Genomic DNA, 26,596 nt, shown 5'->3' on the forward strand with positions numbered 1-26,596 from the left:
TGCCGGGTACCGAAGTGGATTGGCGTAAATTTACAACAATTGCTCTCAGAATGACGACTGAATCTTCAAACCTGCGACCAGCGCGTTGTCCACCTCATCCACCCCGCCGGGGCTCTTGATGTACTGCAGGTTGGGCCGCACGGTCAGCCAGTTGGTGACGTGGAAGCCGTAGTAGAGCTCGGCGTTGTACTCGGTACGCTGCAGCGGCACGAAGCCTGGGTTGTCGTAATCGCTGATGCCGCTCTGGGCGTTGAGCAGTTCGGCGCGTTTCTTCACGTCGTCATTCACATGAATGCGCGCCACGCCGAAGCCGATATCGTCCTTGGGCCGGGCGTCGAATGCGCCTTTGTAGACCAAGCCCAGTTGCTGATAGTTGTCGACGACGTTGGTGGCCTTGTCGTGCACGGTGAAGTTGGCGAACAGGCTCAGGCCACGGTTGACGTCGCCGCCATGGGCAGTGACCTGCTGCTGTGCCACCACCCACCAGCCATGCTTGCTGGAGTGCGACTTGAAGGCTTCGCCCGTCAGCGCCTGCGGGTTGCCGTTGACGTCATCGAACACATCGTCGGCCTTGGCCGTGCTGTAGTAGTAACCCAGGCGGTACTCGCCCGGCAGGCCGTTGACCTTGGGTGACCACACCGCTTCCACCGGCAGGATCGCGCCCTTGGTGCCGCTGCCACTGAGCTTGAAGCCGTTGCCGGTTTCCAGGTTGGAAGGGTTTTGCTCGAAGGCGCCGACCTGGACGAAGAATTCCGGGGTGATGTTGTATTTCACCCGCAGCGCCCACTGGCTGACCGGCCAGTTGTACCAGATGCCGCCGACCCAGTTGCCCACCTGCGAGCCGCAGAACGCCAGGTTCTGGAAGTCGCAGGGGAAGCTGTTGAAGTCCTCGCCCTCGCCGAAGCGGCCAAATTTGACGTCCAGTGCGCCGTCGAAGTACTTCTGCTTGACCCACATCTGGGTCAGCCGCCAGGTCTGGCCGCGGCCCCACACTTCCTGCACCGAGCTGAACTGCCCGGCGCGCGGATCGCTGATGCGGTCGTTGGACAGGTTGCGGCCGCTGCGCTCGGTGATCGCCAGTTTGAACTCGGCGTCATGCCAGCCAAAGATTTTCTGCAGGTCCAGGTGCGCGCCCAGGGCGAACTGGTCGCTATAGCGCGCGGTCTTGTCGTCGTTGTAACCGCCGTGCAGGTTACCGGCAACCTCACCGACATAATCGAGGGTGAAGTCATAGCCCTTTTCCAGCAGCTCGGTGCGGGTGCCGCCCCAGTCGCCGGTCATCCACTTCGATTCGCTGGAAAAAGCCTCGGCAGCCTGCGCGCCGCTGCCAGCGGCCATCGCCAGCGGTGCGAGCAAGGCGAGCGAACCTAATGTCCTGATGCGTTTGCGCTGTTCCATCCCTTTGCGTCCTCTTTGTTCTTATTGATGGTGTAGACGAGTTATCGGCCTTTGAAGTGCGCCACATTGTCTTTCATGGTTGTGGCAGTAGTGGCCAGGTGCAGGCGCTCGCCGCTGGCGGCGTCGAACAGCAGCACCCGTGCCGGGTCGAATTGCAGGTTCAGGCTGTCGCCGACCCGGCACGCCACATCCGGCGCCAGGCGGCAGCAGACCTTGGTCTGGTTGAGGGTGACGAACACCAGCAGGTCTGGCCCGGTGGGCTCGGTCACCTGCACCTCGGCGCGAATGCCGGGCAGGCCATTGCCCTCGGCTGCACCCAGGGCAATCTGCTCGGGGCGGATGCCCAGGATGATCTCGCGGCCCTCCAGCTCGTCTGCAGCCACCCCGAAAGGCAGTTCGCAACGCGCCTGGCCGCTGTCGAGCACGGCCAGCAGGCGCCCGTCCTGTTGCGTGAGGCGCACCGGGATGAAGTTCATCGGCGGCGAACCGATGAAGCTGGCGACGAACTGGTTGGCCGGATCGTTGTAGATCTGCTGCGGGGTGCCGAACTGCTGGATGATGCCGTCCTTCATCACCGCCACCTTGTCGCCCAGGGTCATGGCCTCGATCTGGTCATGGGTGACGTACACGGTGGTGGTCTTCAGGCGCTGGTGCATCAGTTTCATTTCGGTACGCATTTCGACGCGCAGCTTGGCATCGAGGTTGGACAGCGGTTCATCGAACAGGTAGATCTTCGGCCGCCGCGCCAGCGCCCGGCCCATGGCCACGCGCTGCTGCTGGCCACCGGACAGCTGCGCCGGCTTGCGCGCCAGCAGGTGCTCGATCTGCAACAGCTTGGCCACCCGCGCCACTTCCTCGTCAATCGCGGCCTGGGGCAGCTTGCGGATCTTCAAGCCGAACTCAATGTTCTCGCGCACGCTCATGGTCGGGTACAGCGCGTAGGACTGGAACACCATGGCGATGTCGCGGTCCTTGGGGCTCATGCCGCTGACGTCCTGCTGGTCGATGAGTATCGCGCCGCCGGTGATCTGCTCCAGCCCGGCGATGCAGTTCATCAAGGTCGACTTGCCGCAACCCGACGGGCCGACCAGGATCAGGAACTCGCCATCCTTGATCGACAGCTGGATGTCCTTGAGGGTGTCCGGCAGGCCGCTGCCGTAGGTCTTGTTCACATTGCGAAGTTCGAGCGTTGCCATGACTTACCCCTTTACCGCGCCAGCAGTCAGCCCGCGGACGAAATATTTGCCTGCCACCACGTAGACCAGCAGGGTTGGCAGGCCGGCGATCATCGCCGCCGCCATGTCGACGTTGTATTCCTTGGCCCCGGTGCTGGTGTTGACCAGGTTGTTCAGGGCCACGGTAATCGGTTGCGAATCGCCGCTGGAGAACACCACGCCGAACAGGAAGTCGTTCCAGATCTGGGTGAACTGCCAGATCAGGCAGACCATGATGATCGGCGTGGACATCGGCAGGATGATGCGGCGGAAGATGGTGAAGAACCCGGCACCGTCCAGGCGCGCGGCCTTGACCAGCGCATCGGGGATGCTCACGTAGAAGTTGCGGAAGAACAGCGTGGTGAAGGCCAGGCCGTAGACCACGTGCACCAGCACCAGGCCGGTGGTGGTGCTGGCCAGGCCGAGCTTGCCGAGGGTGAACGAGGCCGGCAGCAGTACGGTCTGGAACGGCAGGAAGCAGCCGAACAGCAGCAGGCCGAAGAACAGCTGCGAACCGCGGAAGCGCCACATCGACAGCACATAGCCGTTCAGCGCGCCGATGGCGGTGGAGATGAGCACCGCTGGCACGGTGATCATGATCGAGTTCCAGAAGTAACCGCTGACCGTGTTCCAGGCCTTGACCCAGCCGATGCCGGTAATTGCCACCGGCCAGCTCAGCAGGTTGCCGGTGCTGATGTCGTCCGGGGTCTTGAAGCTGGTCAGCAGCATCACCACCAGCGGCACCAGGTACAGCAGCACCGCCAGCAACAGCACCGCGTGGATGGCGATGCGGCTCGGGCTAAGCACCGCTTTGTCGAGAGGGCTATGCATGGCGTTTGCTCCGCAGCTCCGAGTACAGGTAAGGCACGAGGATCGCCAGGATCGCCCCGAGCATCAGGATGGCGCTGGCCGAGCCCATGCCCATCTGGCCGCGGCTGAAGGTGAACGAGTACATGAACATCGCCGGCAGGTCGGACGAGTAGCCTGGGCCGCCGGCAGTCATGGCCGCCACCAGGTCGAAGCTCTTGATGGCAATGTGCGCGAGGATCATCAGGGAGCTGAAGAACACCGGGCGCAGGCTGGGCAGTACCACGCGCCAGTAGATGCGCGGCAGGCTGGCGCCATCGATCTGCGCGGCGCGGATGATCGACGGGTCGACGCCACGCAGGCCGGCGAGGAACATTGCCATGATGAAGCCCGAGGCCTGCCACACGGCGGCGATCACCAGGCAGTACACCACCCGGTCGGGATCGATCAGCCAGTCCAGGCGAAAGCCCTCCCAACCCCAGTCACGCAGCAGCTTGTCCAGGCCCATGCCCGGGTTGAGCAGCCACTTCCAGGCGGTACCGGTGACGATCATCGACAGCGCCATGGGGTACAGGTAGATGGTGCGGATGAAACCTTCGCGACGGATTCGCTGGTCCAGCAGGACCGCCAGCACTACGCCGATGACCAGGCTGATGGCGATGAACAGGCCGCCGAACAGCAGCAGGTTCTTGCTTGCCACCCACCAGCGGTCGTTGTCGAACAGCCGGGCATACTGCGCCAGGCCGGCCCATTTGTAGGTCGGCAGGAAGGTCGAGGTGGTGAAGGACAGGACGAAGGTCCAGAGGATGTAGCCGTAGAAGCCCACCAGGACGATGAACATGCTCGGCGCCAGCACCAGCTTGGGCAGCCAGCGCTGTAGCGCGTCCAGGGGTGAGGCCCGCAGTTGGGCGGTTGCTGTGGTCATGATTTGGTACCCAAAGCCCAGGCAGTGTGGGGCACTGCCTTTTGTGTTGTCGGTACTGGCCCTATCGCCGGCAAGCCAGCTCCCACAGGTAACCCACAATTTTCAAAGGCAGTGAAAATCCTGTGGGAGCCGGTTTGCCGGCGATAGGGCCGTCAGCGCTTTACTGGGCAGCCTGGATCGCCGCCGCCAGCTTCTTCGCCGCATCGGCCGGGTCGGCCTTGGGGTCGTTGATGTAGTTGGTCACCACATCGAAGAACGCGCCCTGCACGGCCAGCGTGGTGGCCATGTTGTGCGCCATGCTCGGCTGCAGGCCGCCATTCTTGGCATCGGCCAGGAAGTCCTTGGCGGAGGTTTGCGCGCAGGCGTCGAAGCCATACTTGCCCATGTCGGCCAGCATGTCGTTGCGCACCGGGATCGACCCCTTGTTGCTGCTGAAGACCTTCTGGAAGTCCTCGCCCAGCACCTTGCGGGCAATATCCTGCTGGCCGGCAGACGTGCCGGCGTCGTTCTGCTTGAACACCACCAGCGAGTCGATGTTGTACAGGAACGCCTTGTCGGTGCCGGGGAATGGCACGCACTGGTAGTCCTTGCCGGCGGTTTTCTTCGCCAGGGTCCATTCGCTCTTGGCCCAGTCGCCCATGATCTGCATGCCGGCCTTGCCGTTGATGACCTTGGCCGCTTCCAGGTTCCAGTCCTGGCCTTTGCCATCCGGGTCCATGTAGGTGGCGACCTTCTTCAGTTCGGTCAGCGCCTTGACCATCTGCGGGCCGGTCAGGGCCGCGCTGTCGAGGTCGACCAGGGCCTTCTTGTAGCCATCGGCCCCCATCACTGCCAGCACCACGCTTTCGAACACGGTGCTGTCCTGCCACGGCTGGCCGCCATGGGCGAGCGGGATGAAGCCGGCGGCCTTGAGCTTGTCGGCGGCGGCGTAGAATTCGTCGAGGGTGGCTGGCGCCTTGTCGATGCCAGCCTTCTTGAAGACGTCGGGGTTGATCCACAGCCAGTTGATGCGGTGGATGTTCACCGGCACGGCGACATAGTCACCGTCGTACTTGACGGTATTCGCGACTTTCTTGTCGAGCAGTGAGTCCCACTTTTCTTCCTTGGCCACATCTTTGAGCACATCGGCGTCAAGCAGGCCGGTGGCTGCCCAGTCCTGGATGTCCGGGCCCTTGATCTGCGCGACACCCGGCGGGTTGCCGGCCACGGCGCGGCTCTTGAGCACGGTCATGGCGGTGGCACCACCACCACCGGCGACCGCGCCGTCCTTCCAGGTGAAACCATCTTTTTCGACCTGGGCCTTGAGCACATCGACTGCCGCTTTTTCACCACCGGAGGTCCACCAGTGCACCACCTCGACACTGCCTTTGGCATCGGCAGCCAAGGCACTCAGCGGGAACAAGGAGGCCAGTGAGATTGCGGCAGCGAGACGGAGCGTGGAATTCATCGAAGCACCTTTCTTGTTGTTATGCCGTGCAAGTCGATCGCTTGCGTTGCATGAAGTCTAAACAGCGTGCTCGCCTCGCCAGGTAACGAAGCGATGCGTGAATGTCATCGTTTGGTTACATTGCCGGCCAAGCTGCTGGCCAGGCTGGGTGCCAGTGGCAAGCCCGGCAGCAGCAGCGCCTGGTAGGCATGGTAGAGGTCGGGCTTGCCTGGCCAGATGGTCGCGGCCGTCTGGTTGTGCGCATCGAGTTCGTGGTGCCAGCTGCCAGCGCCATGGTCAATGAAATGGTTGGCGATGAAGTCCCAGCAACGGCGGTACCACTGTTCGTAGTACGCCTCGCCAGTGCGCTGCAACAGGGCTGCGGCGGCGGCGCAGGCTTCGGCATGCACCCAGTGCAGGCGTGCGCGCACCACCGGGCGATCGTCCCAGTCCAGGGTGTAGACGAAACCGGGCGCGCCATCGACGTTCCAGGCCTGCTGGCAGGCTGTATCGAATAATGCGCGGGCACAGTCTGGCAGCCACTGCGAGGCATGCAGGCCGGCCCGTTCCAGGCTGGCCTCCAGATGCAGCAGTAACCGCGCCCACTCCAGGGCATGCCCGGGCGTGGAACCATAAGGCCGGAAGTGGTCGGCCGGGTGCGCCTGGTTGTAGTGCGGCAGTGGCTGCCAGAGGGCGTCGAAATGCTCGATGACCCGGTAGCCGTTGGCGGCGGCATGGGTATGGATGATGCGTTCGGCGATGCGCAAGGCGCGTTGCAGCCACAGGCTGTCGCCAGTGACGTCTGCCAGGGCCAGGAAGGCCTCGACCGCATGCATGTTGCTGTTGGCGCCACGGTACTGCTCGGGCAACTGCCAGGCGCGGGAGAAGGCTTCCCGCAGGGCTCCCTCCTCTTCGCTCCAGAAATGCGCTTCGAGCACCTGCACCGCGTCTGCCAGCAGAGCTGGTGCACCGCCAGCACCTGCCATCACCGCCGAGCTGGCGGCCAGGGCGACAAAGGCATGCAGGTAAGCCGCCTTGCCGCTGTCGTCATGGCCACCGGGGTGGGCGAACCAACCGCCGTAGGTGGCATCCTGCAGCGCACCACGCAGGGCGGCCACACCGTGTTCGGCATAGGCCAGGTAGCCGGGCACGCCCTGCAGGTGGGCCAGGGCGAAACAGTGGGACATGCGGGCGGTGATCAGGGTTTCGGCGCGGGCACCGGGTGCAAGCAGGCCTGCGGCGTCGAGGCTGCCGAAGCCATCGGGCAGTTTCGAAGCCGTGGCGAAGGCCAGCAGGCGTTGCCCTTCTGCCATGCGCCAGGCGGTGTGGGCCGGGGCGTCGAGCCAGCGGGTGGAAGGCAGGTTGGAGGTGCTCATGGGCCAGCTTGATCCTTGCCAGTCGTCTGCGAATTCTAGCCAGCGGGGTTTGGTGAGTTGTCACGAAGGACAGTGGGTTTGTCACCGGGTAGTTACATTTGTGTGACCCGCAATGGCCCTATCGCCGGCAAGCCGGCTCCCACCTCGACCGCATCGACCGAAGCCATACTCAGTACCTGTAGGAGCCTGGCTTGCCAGCGATGAGGCACTGACAGGCAACACAAGACAGTTGCTTCAACAAGGCCTGCAAAAATCTCAAGGCTTGCGCTGTACCTGTGGGAGCTGGCTTGCCGGCGATAGGGCCGGTACAGGCAATACAACCCTTCAGTCCATGCCCCGCGGCAGGTACAAGGTCACCCGCAACCCGCCCTCACGCAGGTTCAGCAAGCTCACCTCCCCGCCATGGCTATGGGCAATGTTGCGCGCAATCCCCAACCCCAGTCCGTACCCCTGCTGCTGCCCGGCCAGACGGAAGTGCGGCTCGAACACTTGCTCCAGTTGCTGCTGCGGCACCCCCGGACCCTGGTCATCCACCTGCAGGACAAACCCCTCGGCACTGTCGATTATGCGCAGCCGCGCCCGTTCGCCGTACTTGATGGCGTTGTCGATCAGGTTGCCGATGCAGCGCCGCAGCGCCAGCGGCTTGCCCGGGTACGGCGCCAGCGCCCGGCCTTCGAGCGTGATGCGGCCATCGCCCAGGTATGGTTCGGCCAGGATTTCCAGCACCTGGTTGAGGTCGACCGGCTCGATGTTCTCGTGGATGTCGGTGTCCTTCACGCACTGCAACGCGCCTTTGACCAGCAGCTCCAGCTCGTCCAGGTCCTGGCTGAACTTGGCCTGCAGGCGCTCGTCCTCCAGCAGCTCGACGCGCAGGCGCAAGCGGGTGATCGGCGTGCGCAGGTCGTGGGAAATGGCACTGAACAGCTGGCTGCGCTCGGTCAGATAGCGGCTGATGCGCTCGCGCATGCTGTTGAACGCACGCCCTACCTCGACCACCTCGCTGCCACCGCCTTCGGCCACCGGCGCCACATCGGCGCCCAGCGACATTTCCCGCGCAGCCCGCGCCAGGCGCTTGAGCGGCCAGCTTTGCCAGTGCACCAGCAAGCCGATGAACAACAGCAGCAAGGCCGTGGTCAGCACGATGAAGCCGATCTGCTGACGCGGCAGGCGCTCGGCTTCCAGGCTGGTGTAGGGCTCGGGCAGCAGCGAGGCGATGTACAGCCACTCACCCTCGCCCAGGCGGATCTGGGTGACCAGCACCGGCGGGTTGAGTGGCTCCAGGGTCAGCGAGTAATGCGCCCAGGAGCGTGGCAGTTCGTCGAGCTTCAGGCCGCTGTTGAAGATACGCAGGTCGTCCGGCCCGACGAACTCCACGGAAATTTCCATCTGCGAACCCAGGCGCTCATGCAGCACTTGCTGGAACACATCGATAACCGCCTGCTTGCGCGGGGTAACGGGCAGTAGCGGCATGTCCAGCGGCTTGGCGTTGAGCGACACAAAAAAGCGCGTGCCGCCCATGCTGCGCAGCTGGTCGAGGACCATCGGCCGGTAGGCCACCGGCAACGAGCGGAAGTAGCTGACACTGGCACTCATCGAATGAGCCAGGCTGCTGGCGCTGGCACGCAGGCCCTGCAACTGGCTGGCGCGCAATTGGGCAACCCAGATGATGCTCGACAACCCCTGGGCCAGCAGCACTACCAGCAATGTCAGCAGCAGCATGCGCCCCAGTAGCGAGCGCGGCAGCAGTCGCCAGCGCCGCTCAGGGCGCATTGCAGACATGGGCAGCCAACAGGTAGCCGCTGCCGCGTACGGTACGGATCAGCCGGGGTGGTTTGTCGGTATCGCGCAGGCGCTGGCGCAGGCGGCTGACCGCCATGTCGACGATGCGGTCCAGCGGCATCGGCTCGCGGCCACGGGTGGCGTTGCCGATGGTGTCGCGGTCGAGGATCTGCTGTGGGTGGTCGAGGAACAGCTTGAGCAGGGCGAAGTCGGCGCCGGAGAGAATCACCTCCTCACCGTCGCGATGGAACAGGCGGTGGCTGACCGTGTCCAGGCGCCAGTCGTCGAAGGCCAGCACCGCACTGCCCGGCGCCGCCTGGCCGAACTCGGCGCGGCGCAGCAGGGCCTTGATCCGCGCTTGCAGTTCGCGGGGGCTGAACGGCTTGCCCAGGTAGTCGTCGGCACCCAGCTCCAGGCCGATGACCCGGTCGGTTTCGTCGGAGCTGGCGGTGAGCATGATGATCGGTACCCGTGCCTGGCGCGGGTGCTGGCGTACCCAGCGGCACAGGCTGAAGCCGTCTTCGTCGGGCAGCATGACATCGAGGATGACCAGGTCGCAGGGGGTGGACTCCAGCGCGCGGCGAAAGCCCTTGCCGTCGGCTTCGGCATGCACCTGGAAGCCGGAGCGGCTCAGGTAGGTTTGCAGCAGTTCGCGGATTTCCTGGTCGTCGTCGACCATCAGGATCGATTTGCCGGCAGTGCTCAAGGTGGTCCGTCCTTTTGTTGGTTACAGGTCTTTGTTGCCTGTTTTTATTGGGGCCGCTTTGCGGCCCTTCGCGGGCTTGCCCGCTCCCACAGGTGTGTCGCTATGCCCATGACTTGTGCGATCCCTGTGGGAGCGGGCAAGCCCGCGAAGGGCTGCAAAGCAGCCCCAGTCAGTGATCCAGCGCCTGCTGCAAGGCTACCCCAGCCCCCAGCAACCCGGAAAACTCCGCCGTCACCAGCCAAACCGGCACGCCAGCGAAATAGCCACTCATGCAGCCCTTGTCGGAAAAACTGGCGGCAAACCCGCTGCGCACGAACAGCTCGGCAAAGCGCGGGATCACGCCGCCGACAATATAGACCCCACCCCGTGCGCCCAGCGTCAGAACATTGTTACCAGCGACTCGGCCGAGGAACCGGCAGAACTGCTCGATCACCGCCAGCGCCCGCGGCTCGCCGCCGAGCGCGGCATCGGTGATCTGTGCCGGGGTCTTGTGTCGGGGTGTGTCGCCGTCCAGCGCGCAGATTGCCTGGTACAGGCGCAGCAGGCCACCGCCACTGAGCACGGTCTCGGCGCTGACATGGCCGATCTGCCCGTGAATCTGTTGGTGAATCGCCGCTTCGCGGGCATTGCCCACCGGCAGGTCGACGTGCCCGCCCTCCCCCGGCAGGGCATGCCAGTTCTGTTCGCCCAGGCGCAATAGCGCACCCACGCCCAGCCCGGTACCCGGGCCGATGACCAGGGCCGGCCGCGACAGGTCTGCCTGGCCTGGGCACACTTCGCGGAACTCGCCGGGACGCAGGCGGGTCATGCCCAGCGCCATGGCGGTAAAATCGTTGATCAGCAGCAGCCGCTCGACCTGCAATGTCTGGCAGAAGGCCACGCGGCTGAGGCGCCAGTGGTTGTTGGTGAAGCGGAACTCATCGCCATCGACCGGCCCAGCCACCGCCAGGCAGGCAGCAGTCACGTCGCCGCGGGGAATGCCCAAGCCTTCAAGGTAAGCCTCGATGGCCTGTTCCGGGCTGGTGTAGTCCTCGGTGGCGAAGACCTTCACTTCGTGCAGCTGGTTGTCACGCCACAACGCAAAACGGGCATTGGTGCCGCCGATGTCGCCAACCAGCAGGTCCTTCATTTGAGGTTCTCCAGGGCCGAGGTGAACGCACTGGCGCCCTGCTCTGCCGGGCTGAACGCCACGCGCATGAAGCCGAACAGCTCGCGCCCGCAGCCCAGGTCGTTGCCCTGTGGCGCTGGCGGCAGGTCGCGGCTGGCCAGTTCTTCGGCCGACACCATTACCCGCAGCGTGCCTTCGACACCATCGACCCGCACCATATCACCATCGCGCACCCGTGCCAGCGGGCCGCCGTCATAAGCCTCGGGGCAAACGTGAATGGCCGCCGGGATCTTGCCCGAGGCACCGGACATGCGCCCGTCGGTAACCAGCGCCACCTTGAAGCCACGGTCCTGCAGCACGCCGAGGAACGGTGTGAGCTTGTGCAGCTCGGGCATGCCGTTGCAGCGAGGGCCCTGGAAGCGCACCACGGCGACGAAGTCACGCTCCAGCTCGCCGGCCTTGAACGCATCGGCCAGCGACTGCTGGTCGTGGAACACCCGCGCCGGGGCCTCGACCACCTGGTGCTCGGGGGCAACAGCGGAAACCTTCATCACGCCGCGGCCAAGGTTGCCCTCCATCACCCGCAGGCCGCCTTCGGCCGAGAACGGCCGCGCCACCGGGCGCAGGATGCTTTCGTCCAGGCTGTGCTGCGGCCCTTCGCGCCACACCAGCTTGCCGTTGTCGAGGAACGGCTCCTGGGTGTAGCGGCGCAGGCCATGGCCGGCCACGGTGTTGACGTCTTCGTGCAGCAGCCCGGCATCGAGCAGCTCGCGGATCAGGAAGGCCATGCCGCCCGCGGCCTGGAAGTGGTTGATGTCGGCCTTGCCGTTGGGGTAGACGTGGGACAGGGTCGGTACCACCTCGGACAGGTCGGCCATGTCCTGCCAGGTCAGCTGGATACCCGCGGCCTGGGCAATCGCCGGGATGTGCAGGGTATGGTTGGTCGAGCCACCAGTGGCGTGCAGGGCAACGATGGAATTGACCAGCGCCTTCTCGTCGACGATTTCACCCAGCGGCATGAAGTTGCCGCTGGCCTTGGTCATGCGCGTGACCTGCTGCGCGGCCTCGGCGGTGAGCGCGTCGCGCAGCGGTGTGTACGGGTTGACGAACGAGGCGCCCGGCAGGTGCAAGCCCATCACTTCCATCACCAGCTGGTTGGTGTTGGCAGTGCCGTAGAAGGTACAGGTGCCAGGGCTGTGGTAGGACTTCATCTCCGACTCCAGCAGCTCTTCGCGGCTGGCCTTGCCTTCGGCGTAGCGCTGGCGCACATCGGCCTTCTGCTTGTTGGAAATGCCGGAGACCATCGGCCCGCCCGGAACGAAGATGGTCGGCAGGTGGCCGAAGCGCAGCGCCCCCATCATCAGGCCGGGGACGATCTTGTCGCAGATGCCCAGCATCAGCGCGGCGTCGAACATGTTGTGCGACAGGGCCACGGCGGTGGACATGGCGATCACTTCGCGGCTGGCGATGGCCAGCTCCATGCCCGGTTCGCCCTGAGTCACGCCATCGCACATGGCCGGCACGCCACCGGCGAACTGGCCGACCGAGCCGACCTCGCGCAGGGCCTGCTTGATCTGCTCGGGGAAGTGCTGGTACGGCTGGTGCGCCGAAAGCATGTCGTTGTAGGCCGAGACGATGGCCACGTTGGCCGCGTTCATCAGGCGCAGGGTCTGCTTGTCGTCGCTGCCGCAACCGGCCACGCCATGGGCGAAGTTGGCGCACTGCAGGCTGGCACGCATGGGGCCGTCACTGGCCGCGCCGCGAATCAGTTGCAGGTAGCGTTCGCGGGTGGCACGGCTACGTTCGACCAGCCGCTGGGTGACCTCAAGGATGCGCGGATGCATGTACTGGACTCCAGGCTAATTGTAAGGGCGGTTTGCCGGGCATTTCCCCTCCAAACGATTGCGGCCTAGGCTCAAGGTAGAGGAGCCCGCTGCATCGATGGAGGCACGTCGCCCAACCACTCGTTGTATGTTTAAACAAAATACTGCCACTAAAAAGGCTTGTTTTCTATCGGCAGGTGAATAATCTTGTAATTCCAACAACAAAACCGTTTCAGTGAAGCTCCTTTGTGCCACAGGTTTCACTCGGACTGCCAGAGGTACTGCCATGACCCTACGCATCGCCATCAATGGATTCGGCCGCATCGGGCGCAACGTCCTGCGCGCACTGTATACCCAAGGCTACCGCCAGGACCTGCAGGTCGTCGCCATCAACGACCTGGGCGACAGCGCCATGAATGCCCACCTGCTCAAGTACGACAGCGTGCACGGCACCTTCGACGCCAGCGTCGAGGCCGACCACGAAAGCCTCACGGTCAATGGTGACCGTATCGCGGTCAGTGCCATCCGCAACCCGGCCGAACTGCCCTGGAAGGCCGAGGCGATCGACGTGGTGTTCGAATGCACCGGGCTGTTCACCGAGCGCGCCAAGGCCGCCGCCCACCTGGCTGCGGGGGCTGGCAAGGTGATTGTCTCGGCACCGGCCAAAGGCGCCGATGCCACCGTGGTGTACGGGGTCAACCATGACATCCTGCGGGCCTCGCACCAGATCATTTCCAATGCCTCCTGCACCACCAACTGCCTGGCACCGATTGCCCAGGTGCTGCACCGCGAGTTCGGCATCGAACAGGGCCTGATGACCACCATCCATGCCTACACCAACGACCAGGTGCTGACCGATGTGTACCACGGCGACCCGTACCGTGCGCGCTCGGCGACCCAGTCGATGATCCCGAGCAAGACCGGCGCTGCCGAGGCCGTGGGCCTGGTGCTGCCGGAGCTGGCCGGCAAGCTTACCGGCATGGCGGTACGGGTGCCGGTGATCAACGTGTCGCTGGTGGACCTCACCGTCAACCTCAAGCGCGAGGCCACGGCCGAGCAGGTCAACCAGCTGTTCCTCGAGGCCAGCAAGCATTCCAGGGTATTGGGCTACAACGCCTTGCCGCTGGTTTCCTGCGATTTCAACCACAACCCGCTGTCGTCGATCTTCGATGCCAACCATACCCGGGCCAACGGGCGCATGCTCAAGGTGCTGGCCTGGTATGACAACGAGTGGGGGTTTTCCAACCGCATGCTGGATAACTGCCTGGCGTTGTGCCGCGCCCGCTGAATTTCTCAACCTGATGCGGCCAATGTGGGTGTGACCCTTGTGGGAGCGGCCTTGCGTCGCGAAAGGGCTGCAAAGCAGCCCTCGGACCTCAGCGGTGGTGCTGAGACCTCCGGGGCCGCTTTGCGGCCCTTTCGCGACGCAAGGCCGCTCCCACAAAAAGCATGCCGGCGCCAGCCACTCACAATCTTTACCTTTTCCTAACATTTCCAGGCTTGACCTTTGGGATAGATGATAAGCATTATCATTAACCTTTCGTCGGCCAGGTCCCCCAGTGAGTCAGTCCCGGTTCAACTCTGTCTTCCTCGTCCAGCGCCTTATCCTGCTGCGCACCTTGCAGCGCATGGTGGGCAACCCCAACACGGCCGAGGACCTGTTGCAGGAAACCTACCTGCGGGTGTCCCGTGCCCTCGGTGAGCGGCCCATCGAACACATCGAACCGTTCGTGTTCCAGACCGCGCGCAACCTGGCCCTCGACCACCTGCGCGCGCGCCGGGTGCAATCGCGCATGCTGGTCGATGACGTGCCCGACGAGGTCCTGCACAGCGTGGCCGCGCCGGCCACCAGCAGCGAGGATGCGGCCCATGCCGAGCAGTTGCTCAAGCACCTGAGCATCAGCCTCAACCAATTGAGCGAACGCCAGCAGCGCATCTTCATCCTCAGCCGCCTGCATGGCGCCACCTATCTGGAAATCGCCGAACAACTGAATGTTTCGCCCAGCACGGTGCAGAAGGAACTGAAACTGATCATGGCGATCTGCATGGGTGTCGCCGACCGCCTCAAGTGAGGCAACGCAAAGCCCTTGCCACACCCCGCCTCAGCCTTGATCATTCGCAAAAAACCATTCAAGGATTCACCGTGACCGACAGCCCTGTCCCTCGCCCGTCACCTGCCGGGCCCAGCGCCCGTGCTCGTGCCATGGACGAGGCGCTGGACTGGCTGGTGCGCCTGCAATGCGCCGACGCCGAGGACACCCAGGCCTTCGAAGCCTGGCTCAGCGCAGCGCCGGAAAATGCCGAGGCCTATGTCGAGGCAGAAGCATTGTGGAACGGCGCACCGCTGCACCAGGTGGCCGTGCAGATGCATCAGCAACAGCGCCGCTCGTGGCGCGGGCGCCTGCGCAGCCACTGGAAACCCCTGGCCACGGCGGCGCTGCTGCTGGTCGGGCTGTTCACCCTCGGCAACCTGCCCATGCGCCTGCAGGCCGACCACCTGACGGTGGTGGGCGAGCGCCAGCGCCTGCAGCTGGAAGACGGCGCGAAAGTGCTGCTCAACACCAATTCGGCATTTGCCAGCGAGCAGCGTGACGGCCGCCAGATCGCCCGCCTGCTACAGGGCGAGGCCTATTTCCAGGTCCCCGAAGGCGCGCTGCTACCACTGGAAGTGCAAGCCGGGCCATTGCGCGCGCAGGTGCGCGACACCGACTTTGCCGTGCGCTACCTCGACGGCGAGGCACAGGTGCGGGTGCAGCGCGGCGATGTCGATCTGCAGGGGGCCCGCGACCAGCGCATCCGCCTGAGGGCCGGCGACAGCATCAGCGTCGGCCCCCAGGGGTTCGGCCAGCGCCAGCGCCCCGACATGCACAAGGACCTGGCCTGGGTCGACGGCCGCCTGGTGTTCGAGAACTGCCCGCTGAGCCAGGTGCTGGCCGAGGTGCAGCGCTACTACCCGGGCTGGATCATCAACCGCAATGCACAGCTGGAAGACATGGCGGTCACCGGCAACTACCGCCTCGACCAGCCGCTGGAAACCCTGCGCGCGCTGGCCCACATCACCTCGGCACAGCTGCATGAGTTCCCGGCGCTGGTCATCCTGAACTGATCCGCAAATCTGAAACCCGACACGGTCCCTGTGGGAGCGGGCGTGCCCGCGAACACGGGCAACGCCCGTGCCATCCACCGCGGTGCCTGTTTCGCGGGCATGCCCGCTCCCACAGAAATCGCGATACCGATCGCCAGACCGCAATCCAACTTTTTTTACGCAGTCACGCTACCCCGCCCGTCTCGTTATAGCCAATGCAACTGATTCTCGTTTGAAAACGAGGACAGCCATCACCTATAACAGTCCGCGCGTCAGGGAGCGCTTCCGATGTCCACAGGTCCTACCCGCCCCTCCACCCTTCCTCGCCATGGAGGGCAACTGCCCCTCCTGAGCCTTTCCCTACTGAGCCTCGCCCTGCTCGCCAGCGGCGCCATCAGCCTGCCGGCACTGGCCGCCGAGCCGGCACAGGCCAGCAGCCCGCGCATGGGCGACTACCGCTTCAGCATCGGCCAGCAGCCGCTGGTTTCGGCCATCAATGCTTTCAGCCAGGTCACCGGCTGGCAGGTCGGCTTCAGCGCCGAACTGGCCGACGGCGTGGCATCGCCAGGGGTGCAGGGTTCGCTACCGCCGGAAGCCGCACTCAAGCGCCTGCTGCACGGCACCGGCCTGGGCTTTCGCAAGATCAGCAACGGCAATGTGGTGCTCGAACGCCAGGCCAGCGCCAATGTGATTGCCCTGCAGCAGGTGACCGTCAGCGCCACCCGCAGCGCCCAGGACGTCAGCCAGGTGCCGAGCACCGTCAGCGTGCAGACCCGCGAGCAACTGGACCGGCAGAACGTCAACAACATCCAGGACCTGGTGCGCTACGAACCGGGCGTGTCGGTAGCCGGCACCGGCCAGCGCAGCGGCCTGAACGGCTACAACATCCGTGGCATCGACGGCGAGCGCATCCTCACCCAGGTCGATGGGGTGTCGATCCCCGACAGCTTCTTCTTCGGCCCCTACGCCCAGACCCAGCGCAACTACGTGGACCCGGAGATCGTCAAGCGTGTGGAAATCCTCCGCGGCCCGGCTTCGGTGCTGTATGGCAGCAACGCCATCGGCGGCGCGGTGAGCTACTTCACCCTCGACCCGGACGACATCATCAAGCCCGGCAAGGACGCAGGCGCCCGTCTGAAGACCGGCTACAGCTCGGCCGACGAAAGCTGGCTGACTTCCGCCACTGTCGCCGGCCGCCAGGGCGACTTCGACGGCCTGTTGCACCTGAGCCAGCGCAACGGCCACGAAACCGAGACCCACGGCGGCCACAGCGGTGACGGCCTGGCCCGTACCGAAGCCAACCCGATGGACGTGCGCACCACAAACGTGCTGGCCAAGCTGGGCTGGAACTACGCCGACGACGCGCGCCTGGGCTTTACCTACGAACGCTACAAGGATGACCGCGACCAGAACATCCTCAGTGCGGTGGGCGGGCCGTTCATTCCTGGCTTTGGTGCCTCGGGTTACTACAAGGCGCGCACTGGCAACGACACCATCACCCGCGAACGCTTTGGCATCAACCATGAGTTCGGCCTGGATTCGCTGGTGGCCGACCATGTGAAGTGGAGCCTGAACTATCAGATCGCCAAGACCGACCAGCACACCGAAGAAGTCTACGCACCACCTGGCCGTCAGGTGCTGCGTACCCGCGACACCCTCTACAAGGACCGCCAGTGGGTATTCGACGCCCAGCTGGACAAGGCCTTCAGCCTCGGCGCCACCGACCACCTGCTGACCTACGGCACCACCCTCAAGCACGAGAAGGTCACCGGTTCGCGCAGTGGCACCGGCACCTGCCTGGCCGTTGGCTCAGATTGCACCGGCGCTGGCGCCGAGCGCCCGGCAGACGGCCAGGCCCTGGTCAGCGACTTCCCGGACCCGACCGTGAACACCTACAGCTTGTTCGTGCAGGATGAAATCCGCTGGAACAACTGGACCTTCATGCCTGGCGCTCGTTACGACTACACGCGCATGGAGCCCAGGTTCACCAAGGAGTTCCTGCGTGGCCTGGAGTCCACCGGTACCGCGCCTACCTCTCAGGACGACTCGGACAAGAAGTGGCACCGCGTCTCGCCCAAGTTCGGCCTGACCTACGCCTTCAACGACAACTACACCTGGTATGGCCAGTACGCCGAAGGTTTCCGCACCCCGACTGCCAAATCCATGTACGGCAAGTTTCAGAACATCGAGCAAGGCTACCGGGTAGAAGGCAATCCGGGCCTGGAGCCTGAAAAGAGCAAAAGCTATGAAGCCGGCCTGCGTGGCAACTTCGACGCTGGCAACTTCGACGTGGCGGTGTTCTACAACAAGTACCGCGACTTCATCGACGAGGACGCCGTGAAAAGCGCCAACCTGGAGCAGACTTTCAAGGCCAACAACATCAAGCACGCCACCATCAAGGGTGCCGAGGTCAAGGGCCGCCTGAACCTCGACCACTTCGGTGCGCCGCAGGGCCTGTATACCCAGGGCTCGATCGCCTACACCTATGGCCGCAACGATGACACCGGCGAGCCACTGAACAGCGTCAACCCGCTCAAGGGCGTGTTCGGCCTGGGTTACGAACAACAGCACTACGGCGGCCTGCTGAGCTGGACACTGGTCAAGCGCAAGACCCGCGTCGACGACAGCACCTTCTACTCGCCCGACGGCTCGAGCTCCAAGTTCCGTACCCCCGGCTACGGGGTGCTGGACCTGGCCGGTTACTACAAGGTCACCGACGATGTGACCATCAACGCCGGCCTGTACAACCTCACCGACAAGAAGTACTGGCAGTGGGATTCGGTACGCAGCTACGACGGCCAGGGTGAAGCGGCCGTGACCCAGCCGGCCAACATCGACCGCCTGACCATGCCGGGGCGCAACTTCGGCATCAATGTGGTTTGGGATATCTGACCCGTTGCGCCTGCACCGGCCTCTTTGCGGGCTCGCCCGCTCCCACAGATACTGCGCAAGCCTTGGGCCTGCGCTGGACCTGTGGGAGCGGGCATGCCCGCGAAGAGGCCAGTACAGACAACACGAAAACCCGATTTTTTTACTGTCCCAGCCCCACTGTTTCGTCTTGTCTCTAGACGCCCCCTTTTCCAAGGACTGCCCCATGACCGACCGCCCAGCCCTGCGCTCCCAGCGCCTCAACCAGATCACCCATGCCCCCCACGCCGAACTGGATGCCCTGGTCAAAGCCCACGCGCCCTTCGACAGCCGCGAAAGCTTCGCCCGCTTCGTGGTCGCCCAGTACCTGTTCCAGGCCGAGCTGCAGGCCCTGTACAACGACCCGCAACTGATTGCCATCGTCCCCGACCTGGCGGAGCGCTGCCGCGCCGAACAGGCCCGCCTGGACCTCGCCGACCTCGACACCGAAGTACCGCCAGCCGTGCCAGGAGCCCTGCGCAACCCGAGCCTGGGCGAGGCAATGGGCTGGATCTTCGTCTCCGAAGGCTCCAAACTGGGCGCTGCGTTTCTGATCAAGCGTGCCGTGGCCCTGGAACTGTCCGACAGCTTCGGTGCCCGACACCTGGGCGAACCGGCCGGTGGCCGTGCCGAAGGCTGGAAGCAGTTCACCCGCATTCTTGATGGCCTGGCCCTGTCGGCCGAAGAGGAAGCCGCTGCCGAACGCGGCGCAGTTGCTGCCTTCGAGCGCTTCACCGAGCTGCTCAAGCACGCCTACGCCGCGGATGCCGCGCTGGTTTGACACGCCGTAGCCGGCCACCCTACCGGTGGCCGAACCGTTTTATGCAGTGAGACCATGACCCGACCCGCCCGCTCGAAACTCGCCCGCCTGCTGTATGCGCTCCTGGCTTACGTGAGCCTGGGCGTGGGCCTGGTCGCGATCGTCATTCCCGGCCTGCCGACCACCGAATTCATCCTGCTGGCCGCCTGGGCGGCCACGCGCAGTTCGCCGCGCCTGTCTGCCTGGCTGGAAAACCACCGGCTGTTCGGGCCGATCCTGCATAACTGGCGCAATGGCAAGGTGATCCAGCGCCGGGCCAAGGTCAGCGCGACCCTCAGCATGCTGTTGTGCGCGGGCCTGATGTTGACATTCCTGGAACACCGCTGGCCGGTGTTCCTGGCCATTGCCGGCATGACCCTGGGCAACCTGTGGATCTGGTCCCGCCCGGAGCACGCCCCCTGCCCTGCCCCGTCACAAGCTCAGCAGCCCTGAGTACAGGGCATAGGCCGCCAGCGCGGCACCTGCCAGCACGGCGGCGAAGATCAGCTTTTCCCAGGTGGTGAACAAGGTTTTTCCCTGCTCATGCTTGGCCCTGGCGAACAGGATCACGCCCGGCGCGTACAGCAGCGCCGACAGCAACAGGTACTTGAGCCCGCCGGCGTACAACAGCCACACGGCATACACCAGGGCAACCAGCGCCACCAGCAGGTCCTTGCGGCGCAGGGCCGGCTGCCCGTCGTAGGTTTCTGCACGCACCGCCAGCAGCACGGCGTAGGCCGCCGACCACAGGTAGGGCACCAGAATCATCGACGAGGCCAGGTAGATCAGGCTGGTATAGGTACCGGCAGAAAACAGCGTGATCAGCAGGAAGCCCTGGATCATGCAGTTGGTCAGCCACAGGGCGTTGGCCGGCACGTGATTGGCGTTTTCCTTGGCCAGGAAGCGCGGCATGGTCTTGTCCCGCGCCGTGGCAAAGAGGATCTCGGCGCACAGCAACGCCCACGACAACAGCGCGCCAAGCAGCGAAATCGCCAGACCGATACTGATCAGCAAGGCGCCCCAGGGCCCGACGATATGTTCCAGCACCGAGGCCAGTGACGGGTTCTGCAACCCGGCCAGTTCCGGCTGGGTCATCACCCCCAGCGACAGCACGTTGACCAGCACCAGCAGCGCCAGTACCCCCAGGAAACCGATCACCGTGGCCTTGCCCACATCCGAGCGGCGCTGGGCGCGCCCGGAATACACACTGGCGCCCTCGATGCCGATGAACACGAACACGGTGACCAGCATCATGTTGCGTACCTGCTCCAGCACGCTGCCGAACTGCGGGTTGCTCAGGCCCCAGATGTCACGTGTGAAGATATCGGCGCGGAAGGCAAACGCGGCGATCACCACGAAAATCAGCAACGGCACCACCTTGGCCACGGTGGTCACCTGGTTGATGAACGCCGCTTCCTTGATGCCGCGCAGCACCAGGAAATGCACCGCCCACAGCAGCAGCGAAGCGCAGCCGATGGCGATTGGCGTGTTGCCCTCGCCGAACACCGGGAAGTAGAAGCCCAGGGTACTGAACAGCAGCACGAAGTAGCCGACGTTGCCCAGCCAGGCACTGATCCAGTAGCCCCAGGCCGAGGAAAAACCCATGTACTCGCCAAAGCCGGCCTTGGCGTAGGCGTACACCCCCGAGTCCAGCTCCGGCTTGCGATTGGCCAGGGTCTGGAACACGAACGCCAGGGCCAGCATGCCGACCGCGGTGATACCCCAGCCGATCAGCACCGCCCCCACATCGGCACGCGCCGCCATGTTCTGCGGCAGCGAGAAGATCCCGCCTCCAATCATCGAGCCGACCACCAACGCGATCAGCGCGCCCAGGCGCAGCTTCTGTCCCGGTTCGCTCATGAGCCTTCCTTTTTTTTGCGCGTTGTCATGGGCTTGAAACAGCCATGCGGGCCATATAAATGGTGTTACTTATAATGATCCTGATCAATGAAGCTATAGCACTAATAACTGCTTTGTCTATGTCACCCTTCGAGTAAAAACTAGCAGCTCCCGAGCAACTAGAAAAGAATCCGATAAAACTCGAAATTCTTGTGAAAAATTTGCGAAAGCGGCAAAAGCGGCTAGCTTCAAGCATCGCAGGCTGAACAGAGCGTTTGCTCTAGAAGGACATGGAGGTGCCAGCGTGCAAGCCCTGCAGCATAAGTTGTCGGCACTCTCCAGGAGCTTCGTGAAGGAATTTTCCTACTTCACGTCGCCATGAACTGACCCAAGTCAGCGAATGGCAGCGGCGTCGGATTTACTCTTTCGTCAACTTTCTCCTGGCAGGAGTTGTTAAATGTCTGATTCATCCGGAAAACTAAAGCTCGGCGCGTTAGTTGCACTTGTCGTCGGTTCGATGATTGGTGGCGGGATCTTCTCGCTGCCGCAAAACATGGCTGCCAGCGCAGGGGTTGGCGCCGTACTGATCGGCTGGGCGATCACCGCGGTCGGCATGCTGACGCTGGCGTTCGTGTTCCAGACCCTGGCCAACCGCAAGCCTGACCTGGATGGCGGGGTGTATGCCTACGCCAAGGCCGGTTTCGGCGACTACATGGGCTTCTCCTCGGCCTGGGGCTACTGGATCAGTGCCTGGCTGGGCAACGTCGGCTACTTCGTGCTGCTGTTCAGCACCCTGGGCTACTTCTTCCCGATCTTCGGCGAAGGCAACACCCCGGCCGCCATCATCGGCGCGTCGGTGCTGCTGTGGGCCGTGCACTTCCTGGTACTGCGCGGTATCAAGGAAGCGGCGTTCATCAACCTGGTCACCACCGTGGCCAAGGTGGTGCCACTGCTGCTGTTCGCCCTGATCTGCCTGTTCGCCTTCAAGCTCGACATCTTCACCGCCGACATCTGGGCCTTGGGCACACCAGAGCTTGGCAGCGTGATGAACCAGGTGCGCAACATGATGCTGGTCACCGTGTGGGTGTTCATCGGCATCGAAGGTGCGAGCATCTTCTCGTCGCGGGCGGAAAAACGCTCTGACGTGGGCAAGGCCACGGTCATCGGCTTCGTCACCGTGCTGCTGTTCCTGGTGCTGGTCAACGTACTGTCGCTGGGCATCATGACCCAACCGGAACTGGCCAAGCTGCAGAACCCGTCGATGGCTGCCGTGCTGGAGCATGTGGTCGGCCACTGGGGCGCGGTGCTGATCAGCGTCGGCCTGATCATCTCGCTGCTCGGGGCCCTGCTGTCGTGGGTGCTGCTGTGCGCCGAGATCATGTTCGCCGCCGCCAAGGACCACACCATGCCGGAGTTCCTGCGCCGCGAGAACGCCAACCAGGTACCGGCCAACGCCCTGTGGCTGACCAACGCCATGGTGCAGATCTTCCTGGTGATCACGCTGTTCTCCAACAGCACCTACCTGTCGCTGATCTACCTGGCCACATCGATGATCCTGGTGCCCTACCTGTGGTCGGCAGCCTATGCCGTGCTGCTGGCAGTGCGTAGCGAAACCTACGAGCAGGCCCTGGCCGAACGGCAGAAGGACCTAGTGATCGGTGGTATCGCCCTGTTGTACGCCGTCTGGCTGCTTTACGCCGGTGGCGTGAAATACCTGCTGCTCTCGGCCCTGCTCTACGCACCTGGCGCGATCCTGTTCGCCAAGGCCAAGCGTGAGGTTGGCCAACCTGTCTTCACCAACGTGGAAAAACTGATCTTCGCAGCCGTGGTCATCGGCGCCCTGGTGGCAGCCTTTGGCCTGTACGACGGCTTCCTGACTCTTTGACCCACGTCTTCGTTCAACTGGAGGAATGAAATCATGTCCGCTGAAAAACAGAAGTACGGTGTCCACTCCGAAGCCGGCAAACTGCGCAAGGTCATGGTTTGCTCGCCGGGCCTGGCGCACAAGCGCCTGACGCCGAGCAACTGTGACGAGCTGCTGTTCGACGACGTGATCTGGGTCGACCAGGCCAAGCGTGACCATTTCGACTTTGTCACCAAGATGCGCGAGCGTGGCGTGGATGTGCTGGAGATGCACAACCTGCTGACCGACATCGTCCAGCAACCCGAGGCACTGAAGTGGATCCTCGATCGCAAGATCACCCCCGACACCGTCGGTGTCGGCCTGACCAATGAAGTGCGCAGCTGGCTCGAAGGCCTCGACCCACGCCACCTGGCCGAGTTCCTGATCGGCGGCGTCGCCGGGCAGGACCTGCCGCAGAGCGAAGGTGCCGAGGTGGTCAAGATGTACAACGACTACCTGGGCCACTCCAGCTTCATCCTGCCACCGCTGCCCAACACCCAGTTCACCCGCGACACCACCTGCTGGATCTACGGCGGCGTCACGCTCAACCCGATGTACTGGCCGGCGCGACGCCAGGAAACCCTGCTGACTACCGCCATCTACAAGTTCCACCCACAGTTCACCAACGCCGACTTCCAGGTGTGGTATGGCGACCCGGACAAGGAACATGGCCAGTCCACCCTCGAGGGCGGCGATGTCATGCCGATCGGCAAGGGCATCGTGCTGATCGGCATGGGCGAGCGTACCTCGCGCCAGGCTATCGGCCAGCTCGCGCAGAACCTGTTCGCCAAGGGCGCCGTCAAGGAAGTGATCGTCGCAGGCCTGCCGAAATCGCGCGCCGCCATGCACCTGGATACCGTGTTCAGCTTCTGCGACCGCGACTTGGTCACGGTCTTCCCGGAAGTGGTGAAAGAGATCGTGCCGTTCATCATCCGTCCCGACGAAAGCAAGCCTTACGGCATGGACGTGCGCCGCATCAACAAGTCGTTCATCGAGGTGGTGGGCGAGCAGCTTGGGGTCAAGCTGCGCGTGGTCGAAACCGGTGGCAACAGCTTTGCCGCCGAGCGCGAACAGTGGGATGACGGCAACAACGTGGTGGCCATCGAGCCGGGCGTGGTCATCGGCTACGACCGCAACACCTACACCAATACCCTGCTGCGCAAGGCCGGGATCGAAGTCATCACCATCAGCGCCGGCGAACTGGGCCGGGGCCGTGGCGGCGGCCACTGCATGACCTGCCCGATCGTGCGCGACCCGATCGACTACTAACGACCATTACCCCCGGCCGCCCTCACAAAGCGGCGGCCGGTGTGTTCACCAAACTCAAGGAGAAAAGTCATGGCGTTCAATATTCACAACCGCAACCTGCTCAGCCTGGAACACCACACCACCCGCGAGCTGCGCTACCTGCTGGACCTGTCTCGCGACCTCAAGCGCGCCAAGTACACCGGCACCGAGCAGCAGCACCTGAAAGGCAACAACATCGCGCTGATCTTCGAAAAAACCTCTACCCGTACCCGCTGCGCCTTCGAAGTGGCCGCCTATGACCAGGGCGCCAATGTCACCTACATCGACCCGACCTCCTCGCAGATCGGCCACAAGGAAAGCATGAAGGACACCGCCCGTGTGCTCGGGCGCATGTACGACGCCATCGAGTACCGTGGCTTCAAGCAGGAAATCGTCGAAGAGCTGGCCAAGTTCGCCGGCGTTCCGGTGTTCAACGGCCTGACCGACGAATACCACCCCACCCAGATGATCGCCGACGTGCTGACCATGCGTGAGCACAGCGACAAGCCGCTGCACGACATCAGCTACGCCTATCTGGGCGACGCCCGCAACAACATGGGCAACTCGCTGCTGCTGATTGGCGCCAAGCTCGGCATGGACGTGCGCATCGCCGCGCCCAAGGCGCTGTGGCCGCATGACGATCTGGTCGAGCGTTGCCGCAAGTACGCCGAGGAAAGCGGCGCGCGCATCACCCTCACCGAAGACCCGGTTGCCGCGGTCAAGGGCGTGGACTTCGTGCACACCGACGTGTGGGTATCGATGGGTGAGCCGATCGAAGCCTGGGGTGAGCGCATCAAGCTGCTCAAGCCGTATCAGGTGAATGCACAGCTGATGAAGTCCACCGGCAACCCGCGGACCAAGTTCATGCACTGCCTGCCGGCGTTCCACAACTCCGAAACCAAGGTAGGCAAGCAGATCGCCGAACAGTACCCGGACCTGGCCAACGGTATCGAAGTGACCGACGACGTCTTCGAGTCGCCGGCCTGCATCGCCTTCGAGCAAGCGGAAAACCGCATGCACACGATCAAGGCGATCCTGGTGTCGACACTGGCTGACCTGTAAGCCATATCCGCCTACCGGAGGATTGCACTGTACTTGTGGGAGCGGGCATGCCCGCGAATGCGTCAGCCGCACCATTGATGGTGTCTGGCCTGGCCTCTTCGCGGGCACGCCCGCTCCCACAGGGAACCCGGCAGCCTCCGTGCAGCGGCAGCTCATTCTTTTCGTTAAAGGACATTCCCCATGCGTATCGTTGTTGCATTGGGCGGCAACGCCCTGCTGCGTCGCGGCGAGCCCATGACCGCTGACAACCAGCGCGCCAATATCCGCACCGCCACCGAACAGATCGCCAAGATCCACCCAGGCAACGAGCTGGTCATCGCCCACGGCAACGGCCCGCAAGTTGGCCTGCTGTCGCTGCAGGGCCTGTCCTACAAGCCCGACGAGGCCTACCCGCTGGACGTGCTGGGTGCCGAGACCGAGGGCATGATCGGCTACATGATCGAACAGGAACTGGGCAACCTGCTGGCCTTCGAAGTGCCGTTCGCCACCCTGCTGACCCAGGTCGAAGTGGACGCCAACGACCCCGCCTTCAAGGACCCGACCAAGTTCATCGGCCCGGTCTATGGCAAGGAAGAGGCCGAGCGCCTGGCCAAGGAAAAGGGTTGGGTGGTCAAGGCCGACGGCGACAAGTACCGTCGTGTGGTGGCCAGCCCGAAACCCAAGCGCATCTTCGAGATCCGCCCGATCAAGTGGCTGCTGGAAAAGAGCAGCATCGTGATCTGCGCCGGCGGCGGCGGCATCCCCACCATGTACGACGAGAACCGCAAGCTCAAGGGCATCGAGGCGGTGATCGACAAGGACCTGTGCTCGGCCCTGCTGGCAGAGCAGCTGGACGCCGACCTTCTGATAATCGCCACCGACGTCGATGCGGCGTATGTTGACTGGGGCAAGCCCACGCAAAAGGCCATTGCCCAGGCCCACCCCGACGAGCTCGAACGCCTTGGCTTCGCCGCCGGCTCCATGGGGCCGAAGGTGCAGGCGGCCTGCGACTTTGCCCGCAACACCGGCAAAGTGGCAGTGATCAGTTCGCTGGAGAACATCGAAGACATCGTCAAAGGCACCGCCGGCACTCGGGTTTCCACCGCGAAGCCGGGGATCAGCTACCGTTGAATGCAGTGGGCGAGCGCCAGCGCCCGCCATTTTCGACCTTCC

21 protein-coding genes are annotated in these 26,596 nt (G+C 63.9%); 10 read left to right on the forward strand and 11 right to left on the reverse strand.

Translation table 11 applies throughout. The features are described 5' to 3' along the window. Window positions 1-45: 45 nt before the first annotated feature. The 10 genes from B2790_RS24280 to edd form a co-directional block, all read right to left on the reverse strand. The gene (locus B2790_RS24280; protein ID WP_256575221.1) at window positions 46-1,338 is read right to left on the reverse strand and encodes a carbohydrate porin; all 1,293 of its coding nucleotides are present in this window, start codon (window positions 1,336-1,338) and stop codon (window positions 46-48) included. A 101-nt stretch (window positions 1,339-1,439) separates the two neighbouring features. Next, window positions 1,440-2,594 carry an ABC transporter ATP-binding protein gene (locus tag B2790_RS24285; RefSeq protein WP_286919959.1) on the reverse strand — a complete coding sequence of 385 codons (1,155 nt, stop codon included), beginning with the start codon at window positions 2,592-2,594 and terminating at the stop codon, window positions 1,440-1,442. 3 nt (window positions 2,595-2,597) lie between these two features. Next, window positions 2,598-3,443, reverse strand: a complete 846-nt coding sequence (locus B2790_RS24290) for a carbohydrate ABC transporter permease (protein ID WP_286101120.1) — start codon at window positions 3,441-3,443, stop codon at window positions 2,598-2,600. After that, on the reverse strand, window positions 3,436-4,344 hold the full coding sequence (locus B2790_RS24295; protein WP_025337868.1) for a carbohydrate ABC transporter permease: 909 nt from the start codon (window positions 4,342-4,344) through the stop codon (window positions 3,436-3,438). Before B2790_RS24295 ends, B2790_RS24290 begins: the two co-directional genes overlap by 8 nt. A gap of 160 nt (window positions 4,345-4,504) precedes the next feature. Continuing rightward, on the reverse strand, window positions 4,505-5,791 hold the full coding sequence (locus tag B2790_RS24300) for an ABC transporter substrate-binding protein (RefSeq protein ID WP_286919960.1): 1,287 nt from the start codon (window positions 5,789-5,791) through the stop codon (window positions 4,505-4,507). Between the two features lie 104 nt (window positions 5,792-5,895). Beyond that, window positions 5,896-7,146, reverse strand: coding sequence for an AGE family epimerase/isomerase (locus tag B2790_RS24305; protein WP_286919961.1), 1,251 nt, complete (start codon window positions 7,144-7,146; stop codon window positions 5,896-5,898). Window positions 7,147-7,470: 324 nt separating this feature from the next. After that, a complete protein-coding gene (locus B2790_RS24310) occupies window positions 7,471-8,925 on the reverse strand; it encodes an ATP-binding protein (RefSeq protein WP_025337865.1) in 1,455 nt (484 codons plus the stop codon). Next, complete coding sequence (gltR, locus tag B2790_RS24315) at window positions 8,906-9,631, reverse strand: two-component system response regulator GltR (RefSeq protein WP_025337864.1); 726 nt, start codon at window positions 9,629-9,631, stop codon at window positions 8,906-8,908. The genes B2790_RS24310 and gltR overlap by 20 nt, the downstream gene beginning before the upstream one ends. Before the next feature lie 169 nt (window positions 9,632-9,800). Continuing rightward, a complete protein-coding gene (locus B2790_RS24320) occupies window positions 9,801-10,760 on the reverse strand; it encodes a glucokinase (RefSeq protein WP_286919962.1) in 960 nt (319 codons plus the stop codon). Continuing rightward, window positions 10,757-12,583, reverse strand: coding sequence for a phosphogluconate dehydratase (gene edd / locus B2790_RS24325; protein WP_238067316.1), 1,827 nt, complete (start codon window positions 12,581-12,583; stop codon window positions 10,757-10,759). The genes B2790_RS24320 and edd overlap by 4 nt, the downstream gene beginning before the upstream one ends. Window positions 12,584-12,848: 265 nt before the next feature. On the opposite strand from edd, the gene gap reads away from it, so the two are divergent. From gap to B2790_RS24355, 6 genes are all read left to right on the forward strand, one after another. Then, the gene (gene gap / locus B2790_RS24330; RefSeq protein ID WP_041506241.1) at window positions 12,849-13,850 is read left to right on the forward strand and encodes a type I glyceraldehyde-3-phosphate dehydrogenase; all 1,002 of its coding nucleotides are present in this window, start codon (window positions 12,849-12,851) and stop codon (window positions 13,848-13,850) included. Window positions 13,851-14,121: 271 nt separating this feature from the next. After that, window positions 14,122-14,634: an RNA polymerase sigma factor gene (locus B2790_RS24335; RefSeq protein WP_137163075.1), complete on the forward strand. Its 513-nt coding sequence runs from the start codon at window positions 14,122-14,124 to the stop codon at window positions 14,632-14,634. 71 nt (window positions 14,635-14,705) lie between these two features. Continuing rightward, window positions 14,706-15,668, forward strand: a complete 963-nt coding sequence (locus B2790_RS24340) for a FecR family protein (protein WP_286919963.1) — start codon at window positions 14,706-14,708, stop codon at window positions 15,666-15,668. A 267-nt stretch (window positions 15,669-15,935) separates the two neighbouring features. Continuing rightward, on the forward strand, window positions 15,936-18,539 hold the full coding sequence (locus B2790_RS24345; RefSeq protein ID WP_286919964.1) for a TonB-dependent receptor: 2,604 nt from the start codon (window positions 15,936-15,938) through the stop codon (window positions 18,537-18,539). A 202-nt stretch (window positions 18,540-18,741) separates the two neighbouring features. Beyond that, entirely contained in the window at window positions 18,742-19,335 is a 594-nt protein-coding gene (locus tag B2790_RS24350; protein WP_025337858.1) for a biliverdin-producing heme oxygenase, read from the forward strand. 54 nt (window positions 19,336-19,389) lie between these two features. Continuing rightward, on the forward strand, window positions 19,390-19,806 hold the full coding sequence (locus B2790_RS24355; protein ID WP_075043892.1) for a YbaN family protein: 417 nt from the start codon (window positions 19,390-19,392) through the stop codon (window positions 19,804-19,806). Here the strand turns inward: B2790_RS24355 and arcD (B2790_RS24360) are convergent. Continuing rightward, window positions 19,786-21,213, reverse strand: a complete 1,428-nt coding sequence (gene arcD / locus B2790_RS24360) for an arginine-ornithine antiporter (RefSeq protein WP_137163069.1) — start codon at window positions 21,211-21,213, stop codon at window positions 19,786-19,788. The two genes, B2790_RS24355 and arcD (B2790_RS24360), sit on opposite strands and share 21 nt — an antisense overlap. Window positions 21,214-21,649: 436 nt before the next feature. Between arcD (B2790_RS24360) and arcD (B2790_RS24365) the strand changes: the two genes are divergently transcribed. From arcD (B2790_RS24365) to arcC, 4 genes are all read left to right on the forward strand, one after another. Further along, on the forward strand, window positions 21,650-23,077 hold the full coding sequence (arcD, locus tag B2790_RS24365) for an arginine-ornithine antiporter (RefSeq protein ID WP_085616769.1): 1,428 nt from the start codon (window positions 21,650-21,652) through the stop codon (window positions 23,075-23,077). Window positions 23,078-23,110: 33 nt separating this feature from the next. Next, the gene (gene arcA / locus B2790_RS24370) at window positions 23,111-24,364 is read left to right on the forward strand and encodes an arginine deiminase (RefSeq protein WP_137163068.1); all 1,254 of its coding nucleotides are present in this window, start codon (window positions 23,111-23,113) and stop codon (window positions 24,362-24,364) included. A gap of 69 nt (window positions 24,365-24,433) precedes the next feature. After that, on the forward strand, window positions 24,434-25,444 hold the full coding sequence (locus B2790_RS24375) for an ornithine carbamoyltransferase (protein WP_046616970.1): 1,011 nt from the start codon (window positions 24,434-24,436) through the stop codon (window positions 25,442-25,444). Between the two features lie 180 nt (window positions 25,445-25,624). Beyond that, window positions 25,625-26,554: a carbamate kinase gene (gene arcC, locus B2790_RS24380; RefSeq protein ID WP_003257953.1), complete on the forward strand. Its 930-nt coding sequence runs from the start codon at window positions 25,625-25,627 to the stop codon at window positions 26,552-26,554. The last annotated feature ends 42 nt before the right edge of the window (window positions 26,555-26,596 follow it).

Source organism: Pseudomonas sp. UBA6753, assembly GCF_002453565.1.
Classification (GTDB): Bacteria; Pseudomonadota; Gammaproteobacteria; order Pseudomonadales; family Pseudomonadaceae; genus Aquipseudomonas; species Aquipseudomonas putida_Z.

Coding starts and splice junctions, on each gene's coding strand:
- B2790_RS24375 (WP_046616970.1), top strand. CDS start 24,434: ATGGCGTTCAATATTCACAACCGCAACCTGCTCAGCCTGGAACACCAC.
- B2790_RS24310 (WP_025337865.1), bottom strand. CDS start 8,925: ATGTCTGCAATGCGCCCTGAGCGGCGCTGGCGACTGCTGCCGCGCTCG.
- B2790_RS24355 (WP_075043892.1), top strand. CDS start 19,390: ATGACCCGACCCGCCCGCTCGAAACTCGCCCGCCTGCTGTATGCGCTC.
- B2790_RS24305 (WP_286919961.1), bottom strand. CDS start 7,146: ATGAGCACCTCCAACCTGCCTTCCACCCGCTGGCTCGACGCCCCGGCC.
- arcC (WP_003257953.1), top strand. CDS start 25,625: ATGCGTATCGTTGTTGCATTGGGCGGCAACGCCCTGCTGCGTCGCGGC.
- edd (WP_238067316.1), bottom strand. CDS start 12,583: ATGCATCCGCGCATCCTTGAGGTCACCCAGCGGCTGGTCGAACGTAGC.
- B2790_RS24300 (WP_286919960.1), bottom strand. CDS start 5,791: ATGAATTCCACGCTCCGTCTCGCTGCCGCAATCTCACTGGCCTCCTTG.
- B2790_RS24320 (WP_286919962.1), bottom strand. CDS start 10,760: ATGAAGGACCTGCTGGTTGGCGACATCGGCGGCACCAATGCCCGTTTT.
- B2790_RS24345 (WP_286919964.1), top strand. CDS start 15,936: ATGTCCACAGGTCCTACCCGCCCCTCCACCCTTCCTCGCCATGGAGGG.
- gap (WP_041506241.1), top strand. CDS start 12,849: ATGACCCTACGCATCGCCATCAATGGATTCGGCCGCATCGGGCGCAAC.
- B2790_RS24290 (WP_286101120.1), bottom strand. CDS start 3,443: ATGCATAGCCCTCTCGACAAAGCGGTGCTTAGCCCGAGCCGCATCGCC.
- arcA (WP_137163068.1), top strand. CDS start 23,111: ATGTCCGCTGAAAAACAGAAGTACGGTGTCCACTCCGAAGCCGGCAAA.
- arcD (WP_137163069.1), bottom strand. CDS start 21,213: ATGAGCGAACCGGGACAGAAGCTGCGCCTGGGCGCGCTGATCGCGTTG.
- B2790_RS24350 (WP_025337858.1), top strand. CDS start 18,742: ATGACCGACCGCCCAGCCCTGCGCTCCCAGCGCCTCAACCAGATCACC.
- arcD (WP_085616769.1), top strand. CDS start 21,650: ATGTCTGATTCATCCGGAAAACTAAAGCTCGGCGCGTTAGTTGCACTT.
- B2790_RS24295 (WP_025337868.1), bottom strand. CDS start 4,344: ATGACCACAGCAACCGCCCAACTGCGGGCCTCACCCCTGGACGCGCTA.
- B2790_RS24285 (WP_286919959.1), bottom strand. CDS start 2,594: ATGGCAACGCTCGAACTTCGCAATGTGAACAAGACCTACGGCAGCGGC.
- B2790_RS24280 (WP_256575221.1), bottom strand. CDS start 1,338: ATGGCCGCTGGCAGCGGCGCGCAGGCTGCCGAGGCTTTTTCCAGCGAA.